A 21,267-nucleotide genomic window follows, 5' to 3' on the forward strand; every position below is an offset into this window, starting at 1 on the left:
GAAGCACGAGTCAACCTCCGACAGACGATTACGGTCAAGTACGATCAGGCTACGTACAGTTAACAGCGGATTAAGTCCCGCCTCGCCGAGAGAGGCGGGACTTATGTGGCGGAAGAAGTCATTTCAGCGGGGGCGGCGCGGCCTGGGGCGCCGTGCCCCACCCGGACGGCCGCGCGCCGACCGTGAACTCCAGCGTGCCCAGACGGCGCAACGCGTCCGTCGTGACGTACGTGCGTTCGTACGCCGTTCCGTCGATGCGCACCTTCTCGATGTACCGGTCGCTTCGCGAGGTGCCGGGTGCGGTGATGCTCAGCCCTCCGCGCGGGTAGTACGCCCGGTCGAGGGCCAGGTCGACCCGGTCGAACACCGGGGTGGTCAGGCCCCAGGTGGGATAGCCGGGCTGCACGGGGAAGAGGCCGATGGACGACAGCACGTTCCAGGCGGACATGGTGCCGAGGTCGTCGTTGCCGGTCACCCCGGTCGGCCCGTCGGTGAAGAGGGTCAGCGCCGCGTGGACCACGTCCGTGGTCTTCCACGGCTGACCGGTCGACAGATACGTGTACGGGGCGATCAGGTCCGGCTCGTTCTGCGGGTTGTACCGGTCCGCGTTGTAGTAGGCGTACGGCCCGTGCACCCACACCTCGCGCGCGGTCCTCGCCGGGTCCCGCAGCAGCTCGCCGTAGGCGAAGAAGGCGTCGAGCCGGTCGTTGGCCGCCTTCCGGCCGCCGATGAGGCCGACCATGCCGGGCAGGTCCTGCGGCACGAGCCACTGGTACTGCCAGGCGGTGCCCTCGTGGAACCCCTCGCTCCGGGCGGGGTCGGCCGGTCCGGCGAAGGCTCCGGAGGCGTCCCGGGCGCGGAAGAAGCCGGTCGAGGGGTCCAAGAGGGTGCGGTAGTTCTGCGACCGGGCGGCGTAGCGGGCGGCGTCCGCCGGATGCCCCAGGTCGCGCGCCATCTGCGCGAGCATGGCGTCGGCCAGCGCGTACTCCAGCGTCACCGACCCGCCGTGGTGGTAGTCGGAGTCGCCGGGCTTGGCGTAGGGGCGGCTCTTGATGTAGGGCGCGAAGCCGTGGCCGATGTACTCGCGGTTCGCCTCGCGGCCCGTGTACATGGTGTCGGCGGGCGGCACGCCGTCGGCGTTCTTCTTCAGCGCGCGGTAGGCCCGCTCCTCGTACCCCGTGAGCAGTCCCTGGTGGTAGGCATGGGTGAGGTACGGGGTGACGGGGTCGCCGCTCATGATGTTCGTCTCGACCGGTCCGTAGCCCCACTTGGGCAGCCAGCCGCCCTCCTCGTCGACCTTGAGCAGGGAGACCGCCATGTCGCGCGCCTCGCGCGGCGCGAGCAGGGACAGCAGTTGGGACTGGGTGCGGTAGGTGTCCCACAGCGACCAGTTCTGGTAGTACGTGAAGCCCTGCGCGCGGTGGACCTTCTGGTCCCAGCCGGTGTAGCGGCCGTCGGCGTCGCTGCCGATGTTCGGCGCCAGGAGCGACCGGTACAGCGAGGAGTAGAAGGTGGTGCGCAGGGTGGCGTCGCCGCCCTGGACCCGCACGTCGTCGAGTCGGTCCTCCCAGGCCCGTCGGGCGGCCTCCCGCACCGCGTCGAACGAACGGCCGTTCGTGGCACCGAGGTTGACGTCGGCGCCATGGGCGTCGACGTACGACAGCGCGGTGGTCGCCTCCACCGTGCGGTCCTTCCTGGTGTCGAACGTGACGTACGCGCCGTTGCGCCCGGGCCCCGACGACTTCGTCGCCCCCGGGGTGATCGAGTCCTGGTACCAGGTCCCGTGTGCGGTGAACGGCCGGTTGAAGCGGGTGACCGTGTAGACCGTGTACGGCCGGGTGGAGCGGCAGAAGCCGCTGCCCGTGATCTCGGTGCGCACGGTGCGGTCGTCGAGGATCTCCACCTTGGAGGACACGTTCTTGTGCAGCGCCTGGCCCGCGTTGAGCAGCACGTTCGCCTTGTCGGTGGCCGGGAAGGTGTAGCGCTGCACGGCGGCGCGCTGGGACGCCGTCAGTTCCGCGTCGATGCCGCTGTCGAGGCCGACCCGGTAGTAGCCGGGGCTCGCCTGCTCGTTCGCGTGGCTGAACGTGGCCGCGTACTTGGCGTAGTCCGTCTCGGTCACGTCACCCGTCGTCGGCAGCACCGGCAGGTCTCCTCCGATGGCGCAGCCGACGCCGGAGAGGTGCACCAGGGAGAAGCCGCGGATCCGGTTCTGGGTGTGGTCGTAGCCGGTGTTGTGGCCGGTGTCCGGGGAGAACTGCACCATGCCGAAGGGCACGGCGGCGCCGGGGAAGGTGTTGCCCTCGTCCTGCGTGCCGATGAACGGGTTGACCAGACCGGTGAGCCCGCCGTCGCGCGGCTCGGCGGCATGCGCGGCCGGTGGGAGGCACAGCGTCGCGGCCACCACCGTGCTCGCGGCGGCGAGGCGCAGGCGCCGGGTGCGTCTCATCTCGGAAGACCTCCGGAGGATCGATGTCGTCGAGCACATGGTGGTGGCGGGGCGTCAGTTTCCCGGGTAACCGGTGGGGTCGTTCCGTGACGCGTCGCGGATCAGCGCCTGGTGCGCGACCCGCAGACGCGCGGGGTCCGGCTCGAGAACCCTGCGGGAGCGGGTGAGCAGACCGCGGTCGACATCCACGAGTCGTGGGTGAGCCGGAGCCGCCTGCCCGGCGCCGATCGGCCGGCCGGCGGGCACGCTGAAGGTGCGGCGGTACCCCATACGGTCCTCGTGCCGCTCGATGCCGGAGAGCTGCGACTTCACGGGATGGGGAACGAGGATGTGCGCGCCGAGGTTCTTCCCGAACGGCGGCCGTTCACCCGCCCGTGCCGCCCGATGGTGCTACCGGGCCGAACCGGTGTCGTAGTCGTTCCGGGCCCGTTCGACCTCGTCCAGGTGCTCGGCGGACCATTCCGCGAGGTGCGCGAAGAGCGGCGCGAGACTGCGACCGAGTTCGCTGATCTCGTACTCGACCCGTGGGGGGACCTCCGGGTGGTACGTGCGCACGATCAGCCCGTCGCGCTCCAGTTGCCTCAGCCGCTGGGTCAGCACCTTGGGCGTGATCCTGTCGATGCGCCGCTGGAGTTCGACGAAGCGCTGACGGCCGTGGGTGTGGAGGGTCCACAGGAGGGGGGTCGTCCAACGGCTGAACACGATGTCGACGACCGGGGCGATGGGGCAGGCGAGTTCGGGATCGGTCGCGGCCGACGCCGCCCAGGTCGCTTCACCGGCCATGCGCACCCCTTTGGGATAGCCACTTTCCTGTAGGTACCTACTATACCGACGGTGTTAGCGTCCCTGTGTATCGGCAATCACCGTGGAAAAACAGGGAGTTGACCATGTTCGTAGTGACGGGAGCGACCGGCAACGTCGGCCGGGCGCTCGTGCAGATCCTCGTGGCCGACGGCGAGCAGGTGACCGCGACGTCGCGTGGGATCTCGGAGGCCGACATGCCGGAGGGCGTGCGGCGGCGGACGGCGGACCTGACCGACCCCGAGAGCCTCCGGCCCGTGTTCGACGGCGCCGACGCGCTCTTCCTCCAGAACGGCGGCCCCAGCGCGCACCTGCTGAGCCCGCGGGACATCCTGGACGCCGCCAAGGCCGGCGGTGTCGAACGGGTGGTGCTGCTCTCTTCCCAAGGGGTCGTGACCAGGCCCGAGTCGGGCTCGCACGGGGGCGTCGCGCGCGCCATCGAGGACGCCGTACGGGAGTCGGGCCTGCCGTGGACGATCCTTCGGCCCGGCGGCTTCCACTCCAACGCCTACGCCTGGGCCGAGGCGATCCGTGCCCGGCGAACCGTCGCAGCGCCGTTCGGCGATGTCGGACTGCCGACCGTCGACCCCGGCGACATCGCCGAGGTCGCCGCGGCGGCGCTGCGCGAGGACGGTCACCAGGGCCTCATCCACGAGTTGACCGGACCGGCCCTCACCACTCCCCGGCAACGGGCGCAGGCGATCGGGGACGCGCTCGGCGAACCCGTACGGTTCATCGAGCAGACCGGTGACGAGGCCCGCGCGGAGATGGCGCGGTTCATGCCCGCGCCCGTCGTCGAGACCACGCTGGCCATCCTGGGCGAGCCGACACCCGCCGAGCAGCGCGTCAGCCCCGACGTCCAGCGCGTCCTGGGCCGCCCGGCCCGCCCCTTCGCCGACTGGGCCCGGGAGCACGTCGCCGCCTTCCGCTGAGCGGCGGGCCGGTGGCGGTCCCGGCCGCTACGACACCCGCTGTCCCTTCCCCAGCGCGATCACTCCGCCCTTCGACATCGTGTACAGCTCCGCGTCCCGTCCCGGGTTGACACCGATCGTCGCGCCCGGGGGCACCTCCACGTTCTTGTCGAGGACCGCGCCGCGGACGATCGCGCCCCGGCCGACGTGGACGTTGTCGTGCAGGACCGAACCCTGGACCACGGCGCCCGGGTCCACCACGACACCCGGCGACAGAACCGAGCGCGTCACCTGTCCCCGGACCAGGCACCCGGCGCTGATGATCGACTCGCTGGCGATGCCGCCCGCGTTGAAGCGGGCCGGCGAGAGCTGGTAGGAGTGCGTGTAGATGGGCCAGTTGCGGTTGTACAGGTTGAAGGCCGGGCGCTCCGCGATCAGGTCCATGTGCGCCTCGTAGTAGGCGTCCAGGGTGCCCACGTCCCGCCAGTAGCCCCGGTCGCGGCTGGTCTCCCCGGGCACGTGGTTGGTGCTGAAGTCGTAGAGCTGGGCCTCGCCGCGCTCGGTGAGCTGGGGCAGGATCGAACCGCCCATGTCGTGCACCGAGTTCTGGTCCTCGGCGTCCCGCTGCAACGCCTCGATCAGCACCTTGGTGGTGAAGATGTAGTTGCCCATGGAGGCGAAGATCGTGTCGGGCTCACCCGGCAGACCGGGGGGATCGGCGGGCTTCTCCAGGAAACGCTCGACCGTCTGGCCGTCCGTGCCGGGCGTGATCACGCCGAAGGAGGAGGACTCCGCACGCGGCACCCGTATGCCCGCGACCGTCACACCGGCGCCGCCCTCGATGTGCTGTGCGAGCATCTGCCGCGGGTCCATGCGGTAGACGTGGTCGGCGCCGAACACCGCGACGTACTCCGGCTGTTCGTCGTGGATCAGGTTCAGCGACTGCAGGATCGCGTCCGCGCTGCCCAGGTACCACCGCGGGCCGAGCCGCTGCTGGGCCGGGACCGGGGTGACGTAGTTGCCCAGCAGGCTGGACATCCGCCAGGTCGTGGTGATGTGCCGGTCCAGCGAGTGCGACTTGTACTGCGTGAGCACGCAGATGCGCAGGATGTCGCCGTTGACGAGGTTCGACAGGACGAAGTCCACGAGGCGGTAGGTCCCGCCGAAGGTCACGGCCGGTTTCGCGCGGTCGGCGGTCAGCGGCATCAGCCGCTTCCCCTCCCCGCCGGCCAGTACGATTCCCAGCACCGAAGGTCCACCGCGCCGCATGCCGCCGCCCCTCTACGCCCGCTTGTGCTGCACTTTGCTGATTACTACCCCTGCCCGAGGACATCCTCGTACAGTCGGACCGTGCGCCGGGCCACCGCGTCCCAGCCGAACTCCTCCGCCGCCCGCCGCCTTCCGGCCTCGCCCATCCGCCGCGCGGCCACCGGGTCGGCGAGGACGGCGTCGAGGGCCCGCGCGAGATGCTCCTCGAAGCCGTCGTCCACGTCGACCAGCAGGCCGGTGCGGCCGTCGTCCACGACCTCCGGGATGCCGCCGGTACGCGAGGCCACCACGGCGGTGCCGCAGGCCATGGCCTCCAGGTTGACGATGCCGAGCGGCTCGTACACCGACGGGCAGACGAACACGGTGGCGTGGGTCAGGAGCTGGATCACTTCCGGACGCGGCAGCATCTTGGGGATCCAGTGCACGCCTTGGCGGCCCCTGCTCAGCTCCTCGAACAGGTCGCGGAACTCGCGGTCGATCTCGGGGGTGTCCGGCGCGCCCGCGCACAGGACGACCTGGGCCGCCGGGTCGATGTGCCGCACCGCGCGCAGCAGATGGGGCACGCCCTTCTGGCGGGTGATCCGCCCGACGAACAGGACGTAGGGGCGGTCCGGGTCGAGGCCGATGCGGTCGAGGACGTCCGTGCCGGGGTCCGGCCGGTACAGGGTGGTGTCGATGCCGTTGTGCACGACGTGCACCCGCGCCGGGTCGAGGGCCGGGTAGCAGGCCAGGATGTCGTCGCGCATGGCGCCGGAGACGGCGATCACGGCGTCCGCGGCCTCGATCGCGGTGCGCTCCGCCCAACTGGACAGGGCGTACCCGCCGCCGAGCTGCTCGGCCTTCCAGGGGCGCAGCGGTTCCAGCGAGTGCGCGGTCATCACGTGCGGGACGCCGTAGAGCAGCTTGGCGAGGTGGCCGGCGAGGTTGGCGTACCAGGTGTGCGAGTGGACCAGCTCGCGGCCCTGGAGCGCGGAGGCCATGGCCAGGTCCACGGAGAAGGTGCGCAGCGCGTCGTTGGCCGAGTCCAGGCCGGTCCACGGCCGGTGGCGTATGACGCCACCCGCTCCTCCCTCGCCCCAGCAGTGCACGTCCAGGTCGACGAGGGAGCGCAACTCCCGGGCGAGGAACTCGACATGGACGCCCGCACCGCCGTACACGTCCGGCGGGTACTCCCGGGTCAGCAGTCCCACACGCACCCGGTACCCCCTGTCTCAGCGGTTCGTTCCCACATGGTCACCCAGATGCGGCCGTTGCGGAAGACCACCCGTGTTCACGCGCGCCGCGGCGGGCGGTCGAAGCAGCAGTCGCCGCACAGTCCGCCCGCGGGCAGCCGGTAGTAGAGGCAGCAGCTCCGGCGGCGGCCGGTGGCGGGATCCAGGGTGCCGGACAGGCCGGGCTGCGCGAACAGTCCCGCGGCGAGCGAGCGGGCCCGCTCCGCCACGTCCGTACGGCCGGCCTCCCGTGCCCACCGGTCGAGCATGCGGACACCGCCGGCGAGCGCGGAGCCCGCGTTGCCCCACAACAGTCGCTCGGAGACGCGGTGGCGGTCGCCGAGGGCGGCGGCAAGGGGCACGAGGTGTCCATCGCGTACGGCCGGGCCGAGCGAGGCCACGGGCAGCGGGCGCACCTCGCTCAGCCACAGGTCGTCCGGCACACCGCCCTCCGGGTCCCAGTGCAGCAACCGGGGATCGAGGTCGGGCACCCTCCCGTAGAGCACCGCGCAGCCGAGCGCGACGGACCAGAGCCGGGCCGCCAGACCCTGGTGGGCGAGGGAGGCGGCGACCCGGAGTTCCGGCGTCCGCAGGCTGTCGGCGACCTTGCGGATGCGCAAGGCGAGGGGATCCGGCCCGCCTTCGGACGACCCGGGCGCGTACGCCTGCGCGAGCGTGGGCAGGGGACCGCGCGGCGGCGCCCCGGTGCGCAGCACGAAGAAGCCGCCGAGCGCGCCGAGCGCCGAGAGATCGGGGTCGAGGTCCACGAAGGTCAGTCCTACCAAGAACGCCCAGGGGCCCGGGTTCCTGGCTCCGGGTTCCTGGCTCCGGGTTCCGGGTTCCTGGCTCCGGGCTCCGGGCTCCGGGCTCCGGGCTCCGGGCTCCGATCCAGGGGACTTCGCTCCCCGGCACCCCTCTTGGGGAGGAGGGAGACGCCCTCGTACTCCATCGGCAGTATGACCCAATGCGTGCTCAGGGACGACGACGGGAAGAGCCTCGGGCGGCATCGTGTTGACCATGGAAGAAGACCGTTCGCCGCGCCGGGCCGCCCGCCCCGGCCCCTCGCGAAGGAGTCGCCGATGAGCGGCCTCGCGTTGTCCGTGCTCCTGTCGCTCGTCTCCGCCGTCGCGTACGCCGGCGGGGCGATCGTGCAGGAGCAGGTCGCCGTGTCCGCGCCCGACCGGTCCTACGCGCCGCTGCGCAGGCCGGCCTGGTGGGCGGCGGTCGTGCTGAACGGTCTCGGCGGGCTGCTGCACGTGGCGGCGCTCGCCTACGGCCCCCTGAGCCTGGTCCAGCCGCTGGGCGCGCTGACCATCGTGTTCGCACTGCCGATGGCGGCCCTGTGCGTGGGCCGCGGGGCCGGGGCGACCGCCTGGCGCGGCGCCGTCATGGCGACCGTGGGCCTCGCGGGCCTGCTGTCCCTGGTCGGTGCCTCCGACACGCACTCCCTCGGCCAGGCCCAGCGGACGGCGCTGGCCCTGGTCACGGCCGGTGGCGTGGCGGCGCTGATGGTCGCGGGGCGGGCGACGCGCCGGCACCCGGCGGTGCGCAGTGTGCTGTTGGCGGTGGCGTCCGGTGTCGCGTTCGGCATGTCGTCGGTGTTCACCAAGACGGTCGCCGTGGACTGGACCGGCGGTGTCTCCCGCGCGGACCTGCCGAGCCTGGCGGCCATAGGCGTCTTCGCGACGGCCGGTCTGCTGGTGTCGCAGGCCTCCTACCGGGACGCGGGCCTCGCGGCACCCCTCGCCACGCTGACCGTCGTCAATCCGGTGGCGGCCGCCGCGGTGGGCATCACCTTGTTCGGCGAATCCTTCCGCCACGGCACCGCCGGCACCGTGCTCGCCCTGGGCTGCGGTGTCGTGGCCGCCGGCGGACTGATCCTGCTGACGACGGAACGCATCGACGGCGACCGGCAGCCGGCGGCGCCCGCCGAGGCCGTCACGGAGCCCGTGGCCGAGCCGCGGCCGGCGGAACGGCCGGCCCCGGAGCTCCCGGTGTCCGCGCGGCAGCGCGTCCCGGGCGAACAGGACGGGGCCGGGAAGACGTACGAGGACTGGGACCCCACCGCGTACGGCGGGCCGTCGTGCCCGTACGACCCCCTGCACGCCGGGGTGTTCATTCCGGCGCCCGTCCTGGACCGGCATCGCGCCGGGGCCGGGTCCTGACCGGTCCGTCGCCGTCGGCCGGCACCGGAGCGGCCGGTGTCAGACCGTGACACCACCCGCGCGGAGATAGGCGACCGGATCGATGTCGCTGCCGAACCCGGGCCCCGTCCGCACCTCGAAGTGCAGATGCGGGCCCGTGGTGTTGCCGGTGGAGCCCGAACGGCCGATGCGCTGGCCGGCCGCCACGCTCTGCCCGTCCCTGACGGAGATCGCCGACAGATGGGCGTACTGCGTGTAACGGCCGTCGGGGTGCCGGATGACCACCTGGTACCCGTAGGCACCGCCCCAGCCGGCGTCGACCACCTGCCCGGCCTCGACCGCCCGCACGGACGTGCCGGTCGGCACGGGGAAGTCGACGCCGGTGTGATAGCCCTTCGACCACGCCGACCCCGCGGCGTGGTAGGGCGTGCCCGTCGCGGCGTTCACCGGGGCGACCATGGAGCGGGTGGTGGCGCTGTGGTGCGAGGACGTCTTGCGGGGGGCCTGCTGGTGGGTCCGCTCGGGCTTCTTGTGGGTCCGCTCCGGTGTCGTCTCCGGGTGCGCCGGGGCCCTGGGCGCCGTGGCCCGCAGGTTCAGCCGCTGGCCGGGCAGGATGAGGTCCGGGTCCGCGCCGACCGTCGTCCGGTTGGCCGCGTAGAGCCGCTCCCAACCTCCCTGGACGTGGTGCGAGTCGGCGATGCCGGACAGCGTGTCGCCCTGCACCACGGTGTACATCTCGGTGGTGCCCGCCCGTGACTGGGGCGTGGTCTGCGGCTTCACGTCGCGCACGGACCGCTGGGCGGTGTGCGGGGCGGCCCCCGAGGTGTCGGGGCCGGGGCCGCCCCGAGTGAGACCGGCGGGTACGGAGCACACCGGCCAGGCGCCGGGCCCCTGCCCCTTGAGCACCTTCTCGGCCACGGCGATCTGCTGGTCCCTGGTGGCCAGATCCGCGCGCCGCGCGTACGCCGTGCCTCCGTAGGCCTCCCAGGTGGACTGGGTGAACTGCAGTCCCCCGTAGTAGCCGTTGCCCGTGTTGATGCCCCAGTCGCCGCTGGACTCGCAGGCGGCGACCTTGCTCCAGGTGTCCACGTCGGCGGCGTGCGCGACGCCGGTGCCGATGAGCGGAAGCGCCATGCCGGCGCCGCTCGCCGTGACGGTGAGCGAGGCACGGTTGATCCTTGTCGGCTGATACCGGCGGTGCCGGCCGCGTACGGCCATGGAAGCCCCCTCGACATGCGTCAGGAGGGGAAAAAGTAAACGCCGCGAACAGGCCATGACAAGACGGGGAATCGGCCGCTCCGGCACGCCAACTGGCCGGGAATCGCGCCTGGTTACGGCGGCCCGCGGGGAACCTTCGATACGCGTGGCGCCTGGTCCTGGACGGAAGATTCCGGATGTGCGGCGGGTGTACCGGCGCGTCAGGATGGTCACCGGGCAATACTGACGACCACGACCGGAACCAGAATTGTCGATGTCTTCAGGACCGAACCGGCACCGCCGATTCCAGGACCTTTAGGAGCCAACGGTTATGAGCACTTCAGCCCAGATCGGCGTCACGGGTCTCGCGGTCATGGGCCGCAACCTCGCCCGCAACTTCGCGCGCAACGGCTATACGGTCGCCCTGCACAACCGGACCGTCTCACGGACCCATGAGCTGGTGAAGGAGTTCGGGCACGAGGGCGACTTCGTGCCGACCGAGTCCGCGGAGGAGTTCGTCGCGGCGCTGGAGCGGCCCCGGCGTCTGATCGTCATGGTGAAGGCCGGCGGGCCGACGGACGCCGTGATCGAGGAGTTCGCGCCCCTCCTCGAGCCCGGTGACATGATCATCGACGGCGGCAACGCGCACTTCGCGGACACCCGCCGCCGTGAGAAGGAGTTGCGGGAGCGGGGCATCCACTTCGTCGGCACCGGCATCTCCGGCGGCGAGGAGGGCGCGCTGCACGGGCCGAGCATCATGCCGGGCGGCTCGCCCGAGTCGTACGAGTCCCTGGGCCCGATGCTGGAGAAGATCTCCGCCAAGGCGAAGGACGGCGCGCCGTGCGTGACCCACGTCGGCCCCGACGGCGCCGGTCACTTCGTGAAGATGGTCCACAACGGCATCGAGTACGCCGACATGCAGCTGATCGGCGAGGCGTACCAGCTACTGCGCGACGTCGCCGGCTACTCCCCCGCCGAGATCGCGGACATCTTCCGCACCTGGAACACGGGCCGCCTGGACTCGTACCTGATCGAGATCACGGCCGAGGTGCTCTCCCACGTGGACGCGGCGACGGGCAAGCCGTTCGTGGACGTGGTCCTGGACCAGGCGGAGCAGAAGGGCACGGGCCGCTGGACGGTGCAGATCGCGCTGGACCTCGGCGTGCCGGTGTCGGGCATCGCGGAGGCGGTCTTCGCCCGCTCGCTGTCCGGGCACACGGCACTGCGCGAGGCGTCGCGGGGCCTGGCCGGGCCGAAGGCGTCGCCGCTCGGCGAGTCCGAGGCTGGGGCCTTCGCCGACCGGGTGGAGCAGGCGCTGTACGCGTCGAAGATCGTGTCGTACACGCAGGGCTTCCACGAGATCGCGGCGGGCAGCGCGGAGTACGACTGGGACATCGACCTGGGCGAGGTGGCGTCCATCTGGCGCGGCGGCTGCATCATCCGCGCGGCGTTCCTGGACCGCATCCGCGCCGCGTACGACGCCCGGGCGGACCTGCCGAGCCTGCTGTCGGACGAGACGTTCGCGCAGGAGATCGCGGCGGCGCAGGACGACTGGCGGGAGGTCCTGGTGGCCGCGACCCGCCAGGGCGTGCCGACGCCGGGCTTCTCCGCGGCCCTCGCCTACTACGACGCCCTGCGCGCGGAGCGGTTGCCGGCCGCGCTGACCCAGGGGCAGCGCGACTTCTTCGGAGCGCACACGTACCGGCGGACGGACCGTACGGGGTCGTTCCACACGCTGTGGGGCGGGGACCGGTCCGAGGTCGAGGCGTAGGCGCAGGGGCCGGACGGCGCCGGATCGGCGCCGGGGCTGCGGCTGGTCGGGCTGGTCGGGCTGGTCGGGCTGGTCGGGCTGGTCGGGCTGGTCGGGCTGGTCGGGCTGGTCGGGCTGGTCGGGCTGGTCGGGCTGGTCGAGGATCGGGGGTTGCGGGCTGCGCCGGCCCCACGGAGCTGGTTCGCCTGCGTCCGCGTACGGCGGTGGCCGGGCACGGCGGCGTCCGCGTACGGCCGTGGCCGGGCACGGCGGCGTCCGCGTACGGCCGTGGCCGGGCACGGCGGTGGCCCGGTGCGTGGGGTTCGGGTCCGCGCACCGGGCCACCGTGCTTTCCCCGCGTGGGCCGTTCCGGCCGTCCTACGAGAGGGGCGGCCCCGGTTCACCGGGTTCCGGCACGGGGTCGGGGCCCGGTGGTTTGGGGATCGGTGACGGGGGCGGTTCCGGTGTGGGCACCGGCCCCGGAGCGGGGTGCGGTCGGTCGGGGCCCGGTCCTGGCGGCACCGGCTCGGGTCCCGGGGGCGTCGGACCGGGTGCCGGGGGTGTCGGCTCCGGTCCGGGAGGCGTCGGACCGGGTGCCGGGGGCGTGGGCTCCGGTCCCGGTGGCGCGGGTTCGGGCCCCGGCGCGGGGCCCGGTTCGGGGGTCGGCTCCGGTCCCGGGGTCGGTCCCGGTCCGGGTGGTGGTCCCGGCTGTGCGGGATCGGGGAACGGATGCGTCATGGTGTCCTCCAGCCAGTCGTACGTCGGCCCTGGACTTGTCCCCCGGGTACCCGGCCGCCGTACGGGCAGTCACCCCGTCGCGGGACGGCCGGGGCCCCACCGGTTCAGGGGCGCGCACCGCCGCGGCCGGGGGCGCACGCACCGGGAACGCCGGGCACGTCGCCCGTCCTTCAGCCGCGCGAGCCGTTCTGCGGGTCACGGGTCGCCGCGGCCGCCGCCGCGGCGAGCCCGAGTTCCGGGCTCGCCAGGACCGGGACGGTGGTCCTGGTCAGGTGCCGCGCCGGGGCCATGGACGCCTGGGCGAGGACGATCACGTCGGCGTCGGTGACCGAGTCGGCGGCACCGGCGATCAGGCGGACGTAGCCGTCGGCGTCCCCCGCCTCGAAGCGGGCCCACGCGTCGTCGACGAGCAGGGTGCGCGGCTCGACGGGGCCTCGGCCCGCCGCCTCCTCGCGCACCAGGGCGACCGTCGGCTCAAGGGTGCTCTCCAGCGCGGCGACGACGACGATCCGGGGCCCGGTGGTCACCGCGGCCGCGGCCATCGGCCGGTCCACGCGCAGCACCGGCACACCGACGTCCGAGCGTTCGGCGACCGCGCCGATGGTCGAACAGGTGCACAGCACGGCGCGGGCACCCGCCGCGACGGCCTCCCGCAGGAGGTGCCGGACGTCGTCGGCCACGGCGCCGGGGCCGTACGCGCGGGCGCGGTCCAGCAGTTCCGTCGCCACGTGGTGCGTCAGGCGGAGCCCCGGGTGGGCGTCGTCCCGCAGGGCGTCGAAGACGGGGACGTGGACGGGCGAGGTGTGCAGCAGGGCGAGCGGACCGGCGTACGGGGTCACCGGGCGGGGACGGCCTGCGGGCTGCGCTCCTGATCCGAGCCCGGCACCGGGGCGGACGGGTCCGCGCCCAGGGCCACGATCCGGTTCTGGCCGTCCACGTGCACCACCCGCGGCCGCAGGGTCCGTGCCTCGGCGTCGGAGACCTGGGCGTAGCTGATGATGATCACCAGGTCGCCGGGGTGGACGAGGTGGGCCGCGGCCCCGTTGATGCCGATGACACCCGAGCCGCGCTCCCCTTCGATGACGTACGTCTCCAGACGGGCACCGTTGGTGATGTCGACGATGTGGACCAGCTCACCGGGCAGCAGGTCGGCGGCGTCGAGCAGGTCGGCGTCGATGGTCACCGATCCCACGTAGTGCAGGTCGGCCTGGGTGACGGTGGCACGGTGGATCTTCGACTTGAACATGGTACGCAACATCGGGGCACTCCCACAAGTAGGCTCCCTGCCTGCGTTTTTGCAGGTCAAGGGCTGTTTCCACACCCTACAACGAGTCGCATGTTCGGGCAGCTTTCCCTGGGTTTTTCAGGACTCATGCTGACCACTTGCTGACTTTCCCGACACACCGTCAGGCGACTGGACGAGGGTTTCGCGCGCTCCCCCGTCCCCCACCGCGACGACGGCACAAGCCTACGCAGCACCCTCTCAGGGGCATCCGTGATGACCGTCACTCGGGCGGTCTGGAGGGCAGCCAGAGCCAGCGGCGCTGGACCGGGACCCGGACCACGCACCGCCCTAGGTCAGCTGGCCCGAGCGCCTCCATACCGCCCCGCAGGTGCAGGCAGCCAAGGTTTATCTAAGATCCCGAGTGCCGAACGGGCGCGGCAACATAGCAGCGAATCGCCGGTTAGCCAAACCGGCGATTCTCATGACCATGGAATAGCTCGTCCGGTGGCTCTTGGCGGTGACACAGGTCGGGTGTCAAGAACGTTCGAGATTCAGCCAGAGCAGAGCGCGAGCCTATGCAGCGATCACGCTCAGACCAGCCTTTAGGGAGCCATCTTGGCGGCGCAACCGCAGTCACACCCCGTCGAGTCCCACACCGATTTCGACTCGCCACGCCGGCGCCGTAGCATCGAGTCGGTCCTCATGGACACTGCTGAGGTCGCTGCGATGCTCAACATGTCGACAAGCTGGGTCTATAGGGAGGCATGGCTTGAAGGGCTACAAGCTCGGCCGAGGCAGGAACGCCAAGGTCCTGTACAAGAGGGCCGAGATCTTCAAATGGCTGGAGCAGCAGAAAATCCACTAGCCGCTGCCTCGTTTCCCGTACTTCGCCACCCGCTCAACCCTCCTCCGCGAATCGAACAGCCTCCTTGCCCCGGCGGACAATCGGACACACTCATCCCCGTCGGCGCTCGCGAAGCCGTCAGGGGCCTGGCCAGCGAAATCAGCGCTTGGCGAAGCCGACGAAGGTGCCCGGGAGGGTAGCGAACGGTGCGATGACGTCCACGCATGTGTCTAGATCGGCCGCTTCGGCTGCGGGTGCGGTGCGGGACACGAGATCGGCGCGGCTGAGGCCAGCGAGGGTGGAGAAGGTGGCGGCGGACCCGGACCTCGCGTCGAGGTTTCATGCAGATCGCTTGTGACACCACCACGACCCCAACCCCATACCAGGCGCCTTCTGCTGCCTCCCGCCGTAGATCGCCGTCGTACGGGCACGGCCATGCATCAGGACCGTAGACAGCACGCCGCCAGCCGAACGGGTCGTCCCCGAGCATGACAGCAGGTTCATCGCAAGGAGTCACCTCAACGGTCACCTCGGCAAAGCGAGCCCATCGACCTGTCTGGCGCCGGAGGCGGAACGTCCCTTCCACGCCAGGAGTGTCCCGCAAAACGTGCCCTACGAGCACCGGGGCGGTAGCCGCCATGACTGCCTTCGACGAACCGTAAGCCTACTGCTCGGCTGACCATAAGAAACGACGCCTTAAGCGCCTCGTTGAGGGCAGCCTCCGCGCCCGAATCTGCTCAGGTTCAGGTCCCGGGAGCATCTGCTCCACCGGGACCGGCCGGTCGGGCGGCGGGAGCGACGCCGGTGGCCCAGCTGCTGAGGATGCGCAAGGACTCGGCCGTGGCGGAGCCCGGCTCCGGGATGTAGACGCACAGCGTCTGGTTTTCGTCGCCGGGCGGTTGCAACGACTCGTAGGAGAAGTGCAGGTCGCCGACGAGCGGGTGCCGGTAGTGCATCGTGCCGTGGCTGCGGCGCAGGACGCGGTGGTCATTCCACCATGTGCTGAACTCCGGTGAATTGAGAGTCAGTTCACCGATCAGGTCTGCCAGCCGGCGGTCCTGCGGGCAGCGGCCCGCCTCCAGGCGCAGCATGGCCACGGTCTCGGCCGCGATCTGCTCCCAGTCGACGGTGCGCTCACGGGCCTCAGGGTCGAGCAGGTAGTAGCGGGCGAGGTTACGCCGCTGGACCGGAAGCGCCTCGAAGTCGGTCAGGACGGCGCGGGCCAGGCTGTTGGAGGCGAGGACGTCGGTGCGCCGGCCGATGACGAACGCGGGCACATGGTCCAAGGTCTGCAGCATCAGGTGCAGACCCTGGCGCACCCGCTGCGGCGAGACCGGTGCACGCCGCCCGCCTGGTCGGGCGAGGAGGTTGGTGAGGTGCTCTCGCTCGGCGGCGTCCAGCCGCAGGGCGCGGGCCAGGGCGTCCAGCACCTCGGGCGACGGGTGTGCGGCCCTGCCCTGTTCCAGCCGGGTGTAGTACTCGGTGCTCACTCCCGCCAGGCGGGCGGCCTCCTCGCGGCGCAGGCCGGGAACGCGCCGGGCGCGCCCATCGGCGGGCAGCCCCGCCGACTCGGGGCTCACCCGTGCCCGGCGGGTGCGCAAGAAGGCTGCTATCTCGCTGCTGCGGTCCATACACCCAGTCTCAACCCGCCCGCTCGCTGCGCAGCCCACGCTGGGTGGCCCTGCCAGTACCTGTCTCGCCAGGGTCACCTCCGGGCCGTCCCGACCGCTCCCGCGATGGTCTTCTTGAAGAGAGGGGCCCGCGAGACGGACGTCCCAGGCCCCGCCTCTGTATGACTCGCGTTTCGGAAGGTGTCACCCCATGACCACCGAGATTTCTGCCACGGCCACCGCCAGGCCTCTGGACGGCCGGGTGGCCGTCATCACCGGCGCATCCAGCGGCATCGGCGAGGCCTCGGCCGAGCACCTGGCCTCGCTGGGCGCGAAGGTCGCCGTGCTGGCGCGGCGAGCGGAGCGCCTGGACGACCTCGTCGCCCGCATCGGCAAAAACGCCGGCACCGCCGTGGCGATGGCCGTCGACGTGACCGACGCCACCGCGGTGCAGGCCGCGGCCGACCGCGTTCGGACGGAGCTGGGCGACGCGGACCTGCTCTTCAACAACGCCGGCGTCATGCTGCCCGGACCCGTCGAGGAGCTGCGGGCCGACCAGTGGCAGCAGCAGATCGACCTGAACATCTCCGGGCTGATGAACGTCATCGGCGCGTTCACCCCACAGCTGGTACGGGCCGCCGGGGAGCGCGGCGTGGCCGACCTGATCAACACCTCCTCCAGCGCCGCGCAGAACCTCTACCCGACCTTCGCCGTCTACGCCGGCACCAAGGCGTTTGTCTCACACCTGTCCAAGCACCTCCGCATCGAGCTGGGCCCGAAGAAGGTGCGGGTCTCCGCGATCGAACCCGGCATCGTGGGCACGGAACTCCAGGACCACGTCACCGACACCGGTGCCCGCGAGTGGCTGGAAGGGTCCAAGGACACCATCGACTGGCTCGTTCCGGACGACATCGCGCAGACGGTCGGCTTCATCGCCTCCCTGCCCCTGCGGGTAAACCTCCCCCAGGTATTCATCATGCCGACCGCCCAGCCCAGCTGACACCGGCGGCCGAGCTGGCTCAGGAACAGATATCGACGGCTGTCCAAGTCAGGCGAACAGGGCGCGAGTGGCGCCGTTCGGCATGAGACCGTCGGCCGGAAAGCGGGAACCTGCGTTTCGGGCCGTTCACGCATCCGCCTCCGGCTCGGACGTTCCGCCGACGCACATCCACCCCGAAGACGGATACGCACACCGGGCTCACCGCCGTCCCGGCCGTCCTGGCGGCAGTCCGCGGCAGCGGTGCCGAGTGCCAATGCCGCGGCCCGTCCACGACGCACACGAACAGCCGCCCCTGCCTCGATCTCGGCCTGCCACTCGGCACCACCGGCCCGACTGGGGTCGACACCTCCAACGGTGCGCCTCACCACCATCTGTCCCCGTCGTCTCCATCGTCCAGCGCCATGTTCCAGCGCCGCCGATCCACGGCAGCCATGCAAGCCGGCGGGGACGTCGACGCCGCACAGCGGGGTCCGGCCCTTATGGGCCACGAATTCCTCGGCGTCGTCGAAGGCTCCGGCTCGGAGGTGGCCACCGCCAAGCGCGGCGACCGTGTCGCCGCGCCTGGGCCGTCTCCGACAGCACCTGCGCGTTCTGCCGCGAAGGCCTGCAAACCTCCCGATCGCTCCCACAGCGCTCACACAGCCCGCCATCCCGCGCGAGCGCTTCTGGCCCCCAAGCCTCCGCCACGCCGGCGTGGATCCGACCGGTCGATCGCACCAGCGGCTACGAACCGCCCCGCAGCCCGGCTTCAGGCGCTCCCACGCCGCCGAGCCGGAGGAGTTGGTGAAGCTGCTGCAGAGCGGCGAGGCATCGAGGGGTGGACACCTGCTGCTGGCCGTCCTGGACCAGCTCGGGTCGCCGATAACGCCCACCTACTGGAAAGCGCTCTCACTCACGCGGCACCGGAACTCTCCTGGCTCTGAGCAGTGGCCGCGGGGGGCTCGTCGGACCGCGAGGCGGCCCCGCCTTGATGACGATGAGATGGTCGGCTCAGCAGACTGCCTACGGCACATTGCCTCAGGCTTACGTGCTGGACTTGCTGTCCGCTGCGAACAGGGACTGCAGGTTCACCACGACCGGCTCCTGGGTACTGCGCGCGATCACCACGACGGCTTCCTCGTCCGGATCGGGGTTCTCCTCCCGATGCGCGACGTACGGCGGCACGTAGACGTAGTCCCCCGGGCCTGCCTTCACTCTCTTCTCCCGCGGCTCACCCCCCGACTCCTCGGCGTAGACGAACTCAGGGTGTCCGCTGACAACGTAAATCGCCGTCTCCGACTCGCCATGATGGTGGTCGCTGGAGGAAGTCCCCGGGGCAACACGGGTCTCTCCCATCCAGATGCGACGAGAACCTGCGAGTTCTCCGCTGATCGCCGCGAATCTCCTCATGCCTCCGCCGCTCTGCGCGGTGGCACTGTCCAACTCACCAGCCCTGACATGGCGAATACCCGGCCGCGCCGACATCCCAGATCCAGATAGATCAGGATGAAATGCATCAAAACCACCAGAGTCGACCATAGGTGGACGGTATGCCGAGGCCGACGGTGTCGCAACCACGCGCAGCGAGTAAAGGCACGCCGCATCGTCCCCGCCACCCCGTAGTCTCCAAGGGGCTTCTGTCGCTCCTTGCGGTGATCAGCATCCGCGACCCCGACAGGGCCCTCAGAACCTGGACCGGTTCGACCTGGTCTGAGCACGGCCTCAAGGGTGTCCGCCCCAACTCGCACAGGCCGGGGCGGACGCGCCCTCGCCGCACTGCCGCACGAAGGGGTGGGCGCCACGGCCCTGCCGCCCGGCGCGAGACCCGCGCGGCGGTCGCACCGGTGCGCGCGGCCACGGCGACGCGGTGCCCAGCGCGGGCTCATACGGGAGTACCGTCCGCAGTCCCCGGTCCAGCCGCCGAGCGGGCCCGGAGGAGAACGCCGGCATGGTTGTACACGTCAGCGCCAGCCCGCCCCCGGACACGACCGGGGGAGCGCTGCGCGTCGGCGGCGGTACGCCGGCGCCGGCCTGCCCTGATCCGCGGCGGGCCCGGCGGCTGTCGGCTCATCGGCCGTCGCACTCCGGCCGTGGCACCAGCCGCAGCGCGTGCAGGGCGGTGCCGAGGCCGGCGAGGGCGGCGGGATCGGTCAGCGAAAGCCCCGTCAGCTTCTCGATCCGCCGCAGCCGGTAGCTTGATGTGGCCTGCGCAAGCCCAAGGGCTTCGGCCGTCTCCCCCCGCAAAGGCCAGGCGGTGCCTCATTACGCTCTCGCGTCACACAGATCGAGTGTCCACGATTCACGGAAAGCTTCAGCGTCACCCTGTGAGCTGGTCAGCCAGATCCGACAAATCTCGAGCTTGAACGTTGAAGTCGCCTGGTGAGCTCGGTTCTGCTTCGCCTGGGCGTGACAGGAAGGCCGTTGCGATGCCGTGTTCGGCTGCTGCGCGAAGGTCCCATTCATGCGCGGCAACCATCATCGTCGTACCTGGGTCCAGTCCGAGGATGTCTAGCGCGTGGCGGTACACCGCGGGGTCGGGTTTGTAGGTTTTCACTGCCTCCGACGACAAGACGCAGTGCCAACGGAGGCGGCCGGCGGCAGACAGACGAGTCAGACCGGAGAAGCTCGCATTCGACAGTGCCACTACAGCGAAGGAGTCCGCCAGCCTGCTCAGCGAGCGCGGTGAATCCGGCCAGGGCGGCAGCCGGTGACTGGCGGAGGCGAGGTCCCGCAGGGCCTGCTGCGGAAGGTTCTCCATCTCCAGCGCTCTTACGGCGTTGTGCAGTGCGTCGCGCATCAGTGCGTCGTGGGATTTCCAGGCGGCTCGCTTCGAGCGGACGTCCGTCATCAAGTCGTTGAGCTGTGTGAGCCACATTTCCACCAAGGGCTGCGCCCGCTCCGGGTCCATGTCGTTTGCTGACAAGGCCGAGCGTGTCGCGGAGTTCAGCGATCCACGAAGGTCGACGACAGTGCCGAACACGTCGAACAACAATGTGGATACGGCCATCATCTGCGTGCCACCGGTTGCAGCGCTTTTCACCATGAGTGCATCACCGCTGTCATTCGTGTGTCGACCCCCCGCGTGCATCGATTCCGGATAGTTGCTCAACGAGCAACAGCAGGGCGCCATGGTCCAAGTGCCCGGAACCCTGCGCCTTGAGGGCTCCCATAAGGTACGAGACGTTGGCGGCCAGAGGGGCAACCACGCCTGCCTCGCGCGCCGCGTCGGTGAAGATGCCAAGATCCTTGTGGTGCAGACTCACCCGGAAACCTGGGGTGAAGTCCCGGGCACGCATGGTGGGCCCCTTGCTGCGCAGAACCGAACTGCCTGCCAAGCCCCCACCGATCACGTCGAGAGCTTTCTCCAGGTCCACTCCGTGGGCGGTGAGGAAAGTAATGGCTTCAGCCACCAGTTGGATGGTGCCGGCGACAATCAGCTGATTGGCTGCCTTGACGGTCTGGCCCGAGCCGACGCCGCCGACGTGCACAATGGTCGCCCCGAGCTCAGCGAGCACTGGCCGCGCGGCGGCGAAATCGGCTTCCGAGGAGCCCACCATGATGGCTAGACGGCCGTCTTTGGCTCCCTGCTCTCCTCCGCTGACCGGAGCGTCAACAAAGCGAAGACCATGCTCTGCGGCCGTGTTCGCCACCGAACGCGCAACGTCAGGACGGATGCTGCTCATGTCGATGAGAAGAGAGCCGGGTCTGGTGTTGGCGATCACACCGTCGGGGCCGTTGTACACCGAGGTCACCTCGGGTGAGTCAGGAAGCATCGTGATCACGACATCAGAGTGGGCCACGGCCTCCGCAACCGATAGGGCACCGCGCCCCCCGGCGGCTACGAATTCCCGGACCCGAGCAGGACTCCGGTTGTAGCCCACCACGTCGAACCCAGAGCGCAGAAGGTTCCGCGCCATGGGTGCGCCCATGGTCCCCAGACCGATGAAGGAAATGGTGGTCACGTGTCTGCTCCCATGTCCTCACGGGTTCCATGGCGGCTCATGACCGCGCGATGGTGGAACGAAAGAGGGGTGACAACTAACGATATACCTAGTCCTCGGATGATATCGATGATGCCGTATCATGCATGGCAAGGTCGGCCGGGCGTGCCGGTAGCGGGCCGACTCCCTGGAGGGCGG

The 21,267-nt window shown here is 70.8% G+C and carries 19 protein-coding genes; 5 read left to right on the forward strand and 14 right to left on the reverse strand.

The annotated features are described in order from the left end of the window. Nucleotides 1–118: 118 nt before the first annotated feature. The 3 genes from ACZ4SW_RS19905 to ACZ4SW_RS19915 all read right to left on the reverse strand — a co-directional run bounded on the left by ACZ4SW_RS19905 (nucleotide 119) and on the right by ACZ4SW_RS19915 (nucleotide 3,232). Complete coding sequence (locus ACZ4SW_RS19905; protein ID WP_468244876.1) at nucleotides 119–2,449, reverse strand: GH92 family glycosyl hydrolase; 2,331 nt, start codon at nucleotides 2,447–2,449, stop codon at nucleotides 119–121. Nucleotides 2,450–2,503: 54 nt separating this feature from the next. After that, nucleotides 2,504–2,761 (reverse strand): hypothetical protein, encoded by a 258-nt coding sequence (locus ACZ4SW_RS19910; RefSeq protein ID WP_468244879.1) that lies wholly within the window; start codon nucleotides 2,759–2,761, stop codon nucleotides 2,504–2,506. 78 nt (nucleotides 2,762–2,839) lie between these two features. Beyond that, nucleotides 2,840–3,232, reverse strand: coding sequence for a winged helix-turn-helix transcriptional regulator (locus tag ACZ4SW_RS19915; RefSeq protein ID WP_468244886.1), 393 nt, complete (start codon nucleotides 3,230–3,232; stop codon nucleotides 2,840–2,842). Between the two features lie 104 nt (nucleotides 3,233–3,336). Here ACZ4SW_RS19915 and ACZ4SW_RS19920 point away from each other — a divergent pair, with 104 nt between their 5' ends. Then, on the forward strand, nucleotides 3,337–4,182 hold the full coding sequence (locus ACZ4SW_RS19920) for an SDR family oxidoreductase (protein WP_468244893.1): 846 nt from the start codon (nucleotides 3,337–3,339) through the stop codon (nucleotides 4,180–4,182). 27 nt (nucleotides 4,183–4,209) lie between these two features. On the opposite strand, the gene glgC is transcribed toward ACZ4SW_RS19920, so the two are convergent. From glgC to ACZ4SW_RS19935, 3 genes are all read right to left on the reverse strand, one after another. Next, nucleotides 4,210–5,430 (reverse strand): glucose-1-phosphate adenylyltransferase, encoded by a 1,221-nt coding sequence (glgC, locus tag ACZ4SW_RS19925; RefSeq protein WP_468244896.1) that lies wholly within the window; start codon nucleotides 5,428–5,430, stop codon nucleotides 4,210–4,212. 44 nt (nucleotides 5,431–5,474) lie between these two features. After that, nucleotides 5,475–6,626, reverse strand: coding sequence for a glycogen synthase (gene glgA / locus ACZ4SW_RS19930; RefSeq protein ID WP_468244899.1), 1,152 nt, complete (start codon nucleotides 6,624–6,626; stop codon nucleotides 5,475–5,477). Nucleotides 6,627–6,700: 74 nt separating this feature from the next. Then, complete coding sequence (locus tag ACZ4SW_RS19935; RefSeq protein ID WP_468244902.1) at nucleotides 6,701–7,408, reverse strand: (2Fe-2S)-binding protein; 708 nt, start codon at nucleotides 7,406–7,408, stop codon at nucleotides 6,701–6,703. 312 nt (nucleotides 7,409–7,720) lie between these two features. Here ACZ4SW_RS19935 and ACZ4SW_RS19940 point away from each other — a divergent pair, with 312 nt between their 5' ends. Beyond that, nucleotides 7,721–8,806, forward strand: coding sequence for a DMT family transporter (locus ACZ4SW_RS19940; RefSeq protein ID WP_468244904.1), 1,086 nt, complete (start codon nucleotides 7,721–7,723; stop codon nucleotides 8,804–8,806). 39 nt (nucleotides 8,807–8,845) lie between these two features. Here the strand turns inward: ACZ4SW_RS19940 and ACZ4SW_RS19945 are convergent, their stop codons facing one another. After that, entirely contained in the window at nucleotides 8,846–10,003 is a 1,158-nt protein-coding gene (locus ACZ4SW_RS19945; RefSeq protein WP_468244906.1) for a transglycosylase family protein, read from the reverse strand. 310 nt (nucleotides 10,004–10,313) lie between these two features. Between ACZ4SW_RS19945 and gndA the strand changes: the two genes are divergently transcribed. Continuing rightward, nucleotides 10,314–11,753 (forward strand): NADP-dependent phosphogluconate dehydrogenase, encoded by a 1,440-nt coding sequence (gndA, locus tag ACZ4SW_RS19950; RefSeq protein WP_468244909.1) that lies wholly within the window; start codon nucleotides 10,314–10,316, stop codon nucleotides 11,751–11,753. Between the two features lie 887 nt (nucleotides 11,754–12,640). On the opposite strand, the gene ACZ4SW_RS19955 is transcribed toward gndA, so the two are convergent. From ACZ4SW_RS19955 to ACZ4SW_RS19965, 3 genes are all read right to left on the reverse strand, one after another. Next, on the reverse strand, nucleotides 12,641–13,309 hold the full coding sequence (locus ACZ4SW_RS19955; RefSeq protein ID WP_468244912.1) for an aspartate/glutamate racemase family protein: 669 nt from the start codon (nucleotides 13,307–13,309) through the stop codon (nucleotides 12,641–12,643). Continuing rightward, a complete protein-coding gene (gene panD / locus ACZ4SW_RS19960; protein WP_468244914.1) occupies nucleotides 13,306–13,728 on the reverse strand; it encodes an aspartate 1-decarboxylase in 423 nt (140 codons plus the stop codon). The genes ACZ4SW_RS19955 and panD overlap by 4 nt, the downstream gene beginning before the upstream one ends. Before the next feature lie 1,554 nt (nucleotides 13,729–15,282). Further along, nucleotides 15,283–16,170: a helix-turn-helix transcriptional regulator gene (locus ACZ4SW_RS19965; RefSeq protein ID WP_468244917.1), complete on the reverse strand. Its 888-nt coding sequence runs from the start codon at nucleotides 16,168–16,170 to the stop codon at nucleotides 15,283–15,285. Nucleotides 16,171–16,360: 190 nt separating this feature from the next. On the opposite strand from ACZ4SW_RS19965, the gene ACZ4SW_RS19970 reads away from it, so the two are divergent. After that, entirely contained in the window at nucleotides 16,361–17,149 is a 789-nt protein-coding gene (locus ACZ4SW_RS19970; protein WP_468244920.1) for an SDR family oxidoreductase, read from the forward strand. A gap of 479 nt (nucleotides 17,150–17,628) precedes the next feature. Beyond that, nucleotides 17,629–18,072 (forward strand): hypothetical protein, encoded by a 444-nt coding sequence (locus ACZ4SW_RS19975; protein WP_468244986.1) that lies wholly within the window; start codon nucleotides 17,629–17,631, stop codon nucleotides 18,070–18,072. A 100-nt stretch (nucleotides 18,073–18,172) separates the two neighbouring features. Here the strand turns inward: ACZ4SW_RS19975 and ACZ4SW_RS19980 are convergent, their stop codons facing one another. From ACZ4SW_RS19980 to ACZ4SW_RS19995, 4 genes are all read right to left on the reverse strand, one after another. After that, nucleotides 18,173–18,667: a cupin domain-containing protein gene (locus ACZ4SW_RS19980; RefSeq protein ID WP_468244924.1), complete on the reverse strand. Its 495-nt coding sequence runs from the start codon at nucleotides 18,665–18,667 to the stop codon at nucleotides 18,173–18,175. A 528-nt stretch (nucleotides 18,668–19,195) separates the two neighbouring features. After that, entirely contained in the window at nucleotides 19,196–19,372 is a 177-nt protein-coding gene (locus ACZ4SW_RS19985) for a helix-turn-helix domain-containing protein (RefSeq protein WP_468244928.1), read from the reverse strand. 73 nt (nucleotides 19,373–19,445) lie between these two features. Beyond that, on the reverse strand, nucleotides 19,446–20,237 hold the full coding sequence (locus ACZ4SW_RS19990; RefSeq protein WP_468244932.1) for a haloacid dehalogenase type II: 792 nt from the start codon (nucleotides 20,235–20,237) through the stop codon (nucleotides 19,446–19,448). Next, the gene (locus ACZ4SW_RS19995; protein WP_468244935.1) at nucleotides 20,188–21,090 is read right to left on the reverse strand and encodes a 2-hydroxy-3-oxopropionate reductase; all 903 of its coding nucleotides are present in this window, start codon (nucleotides 21,088–21,090) and stop codon (nucleotides 20,188–20,190) included. Before ACZ4SW_RS19995 ends, ACZ4SW_RS19990 begins: the two co-directional genes overlap by 50 nt. Nucleotides 21,091–21,267 lie beyond the last annotated feature (177 nt).

This window comes from Streptomyces sp. NPDC028331 (genome assembly GCF_055565775.1).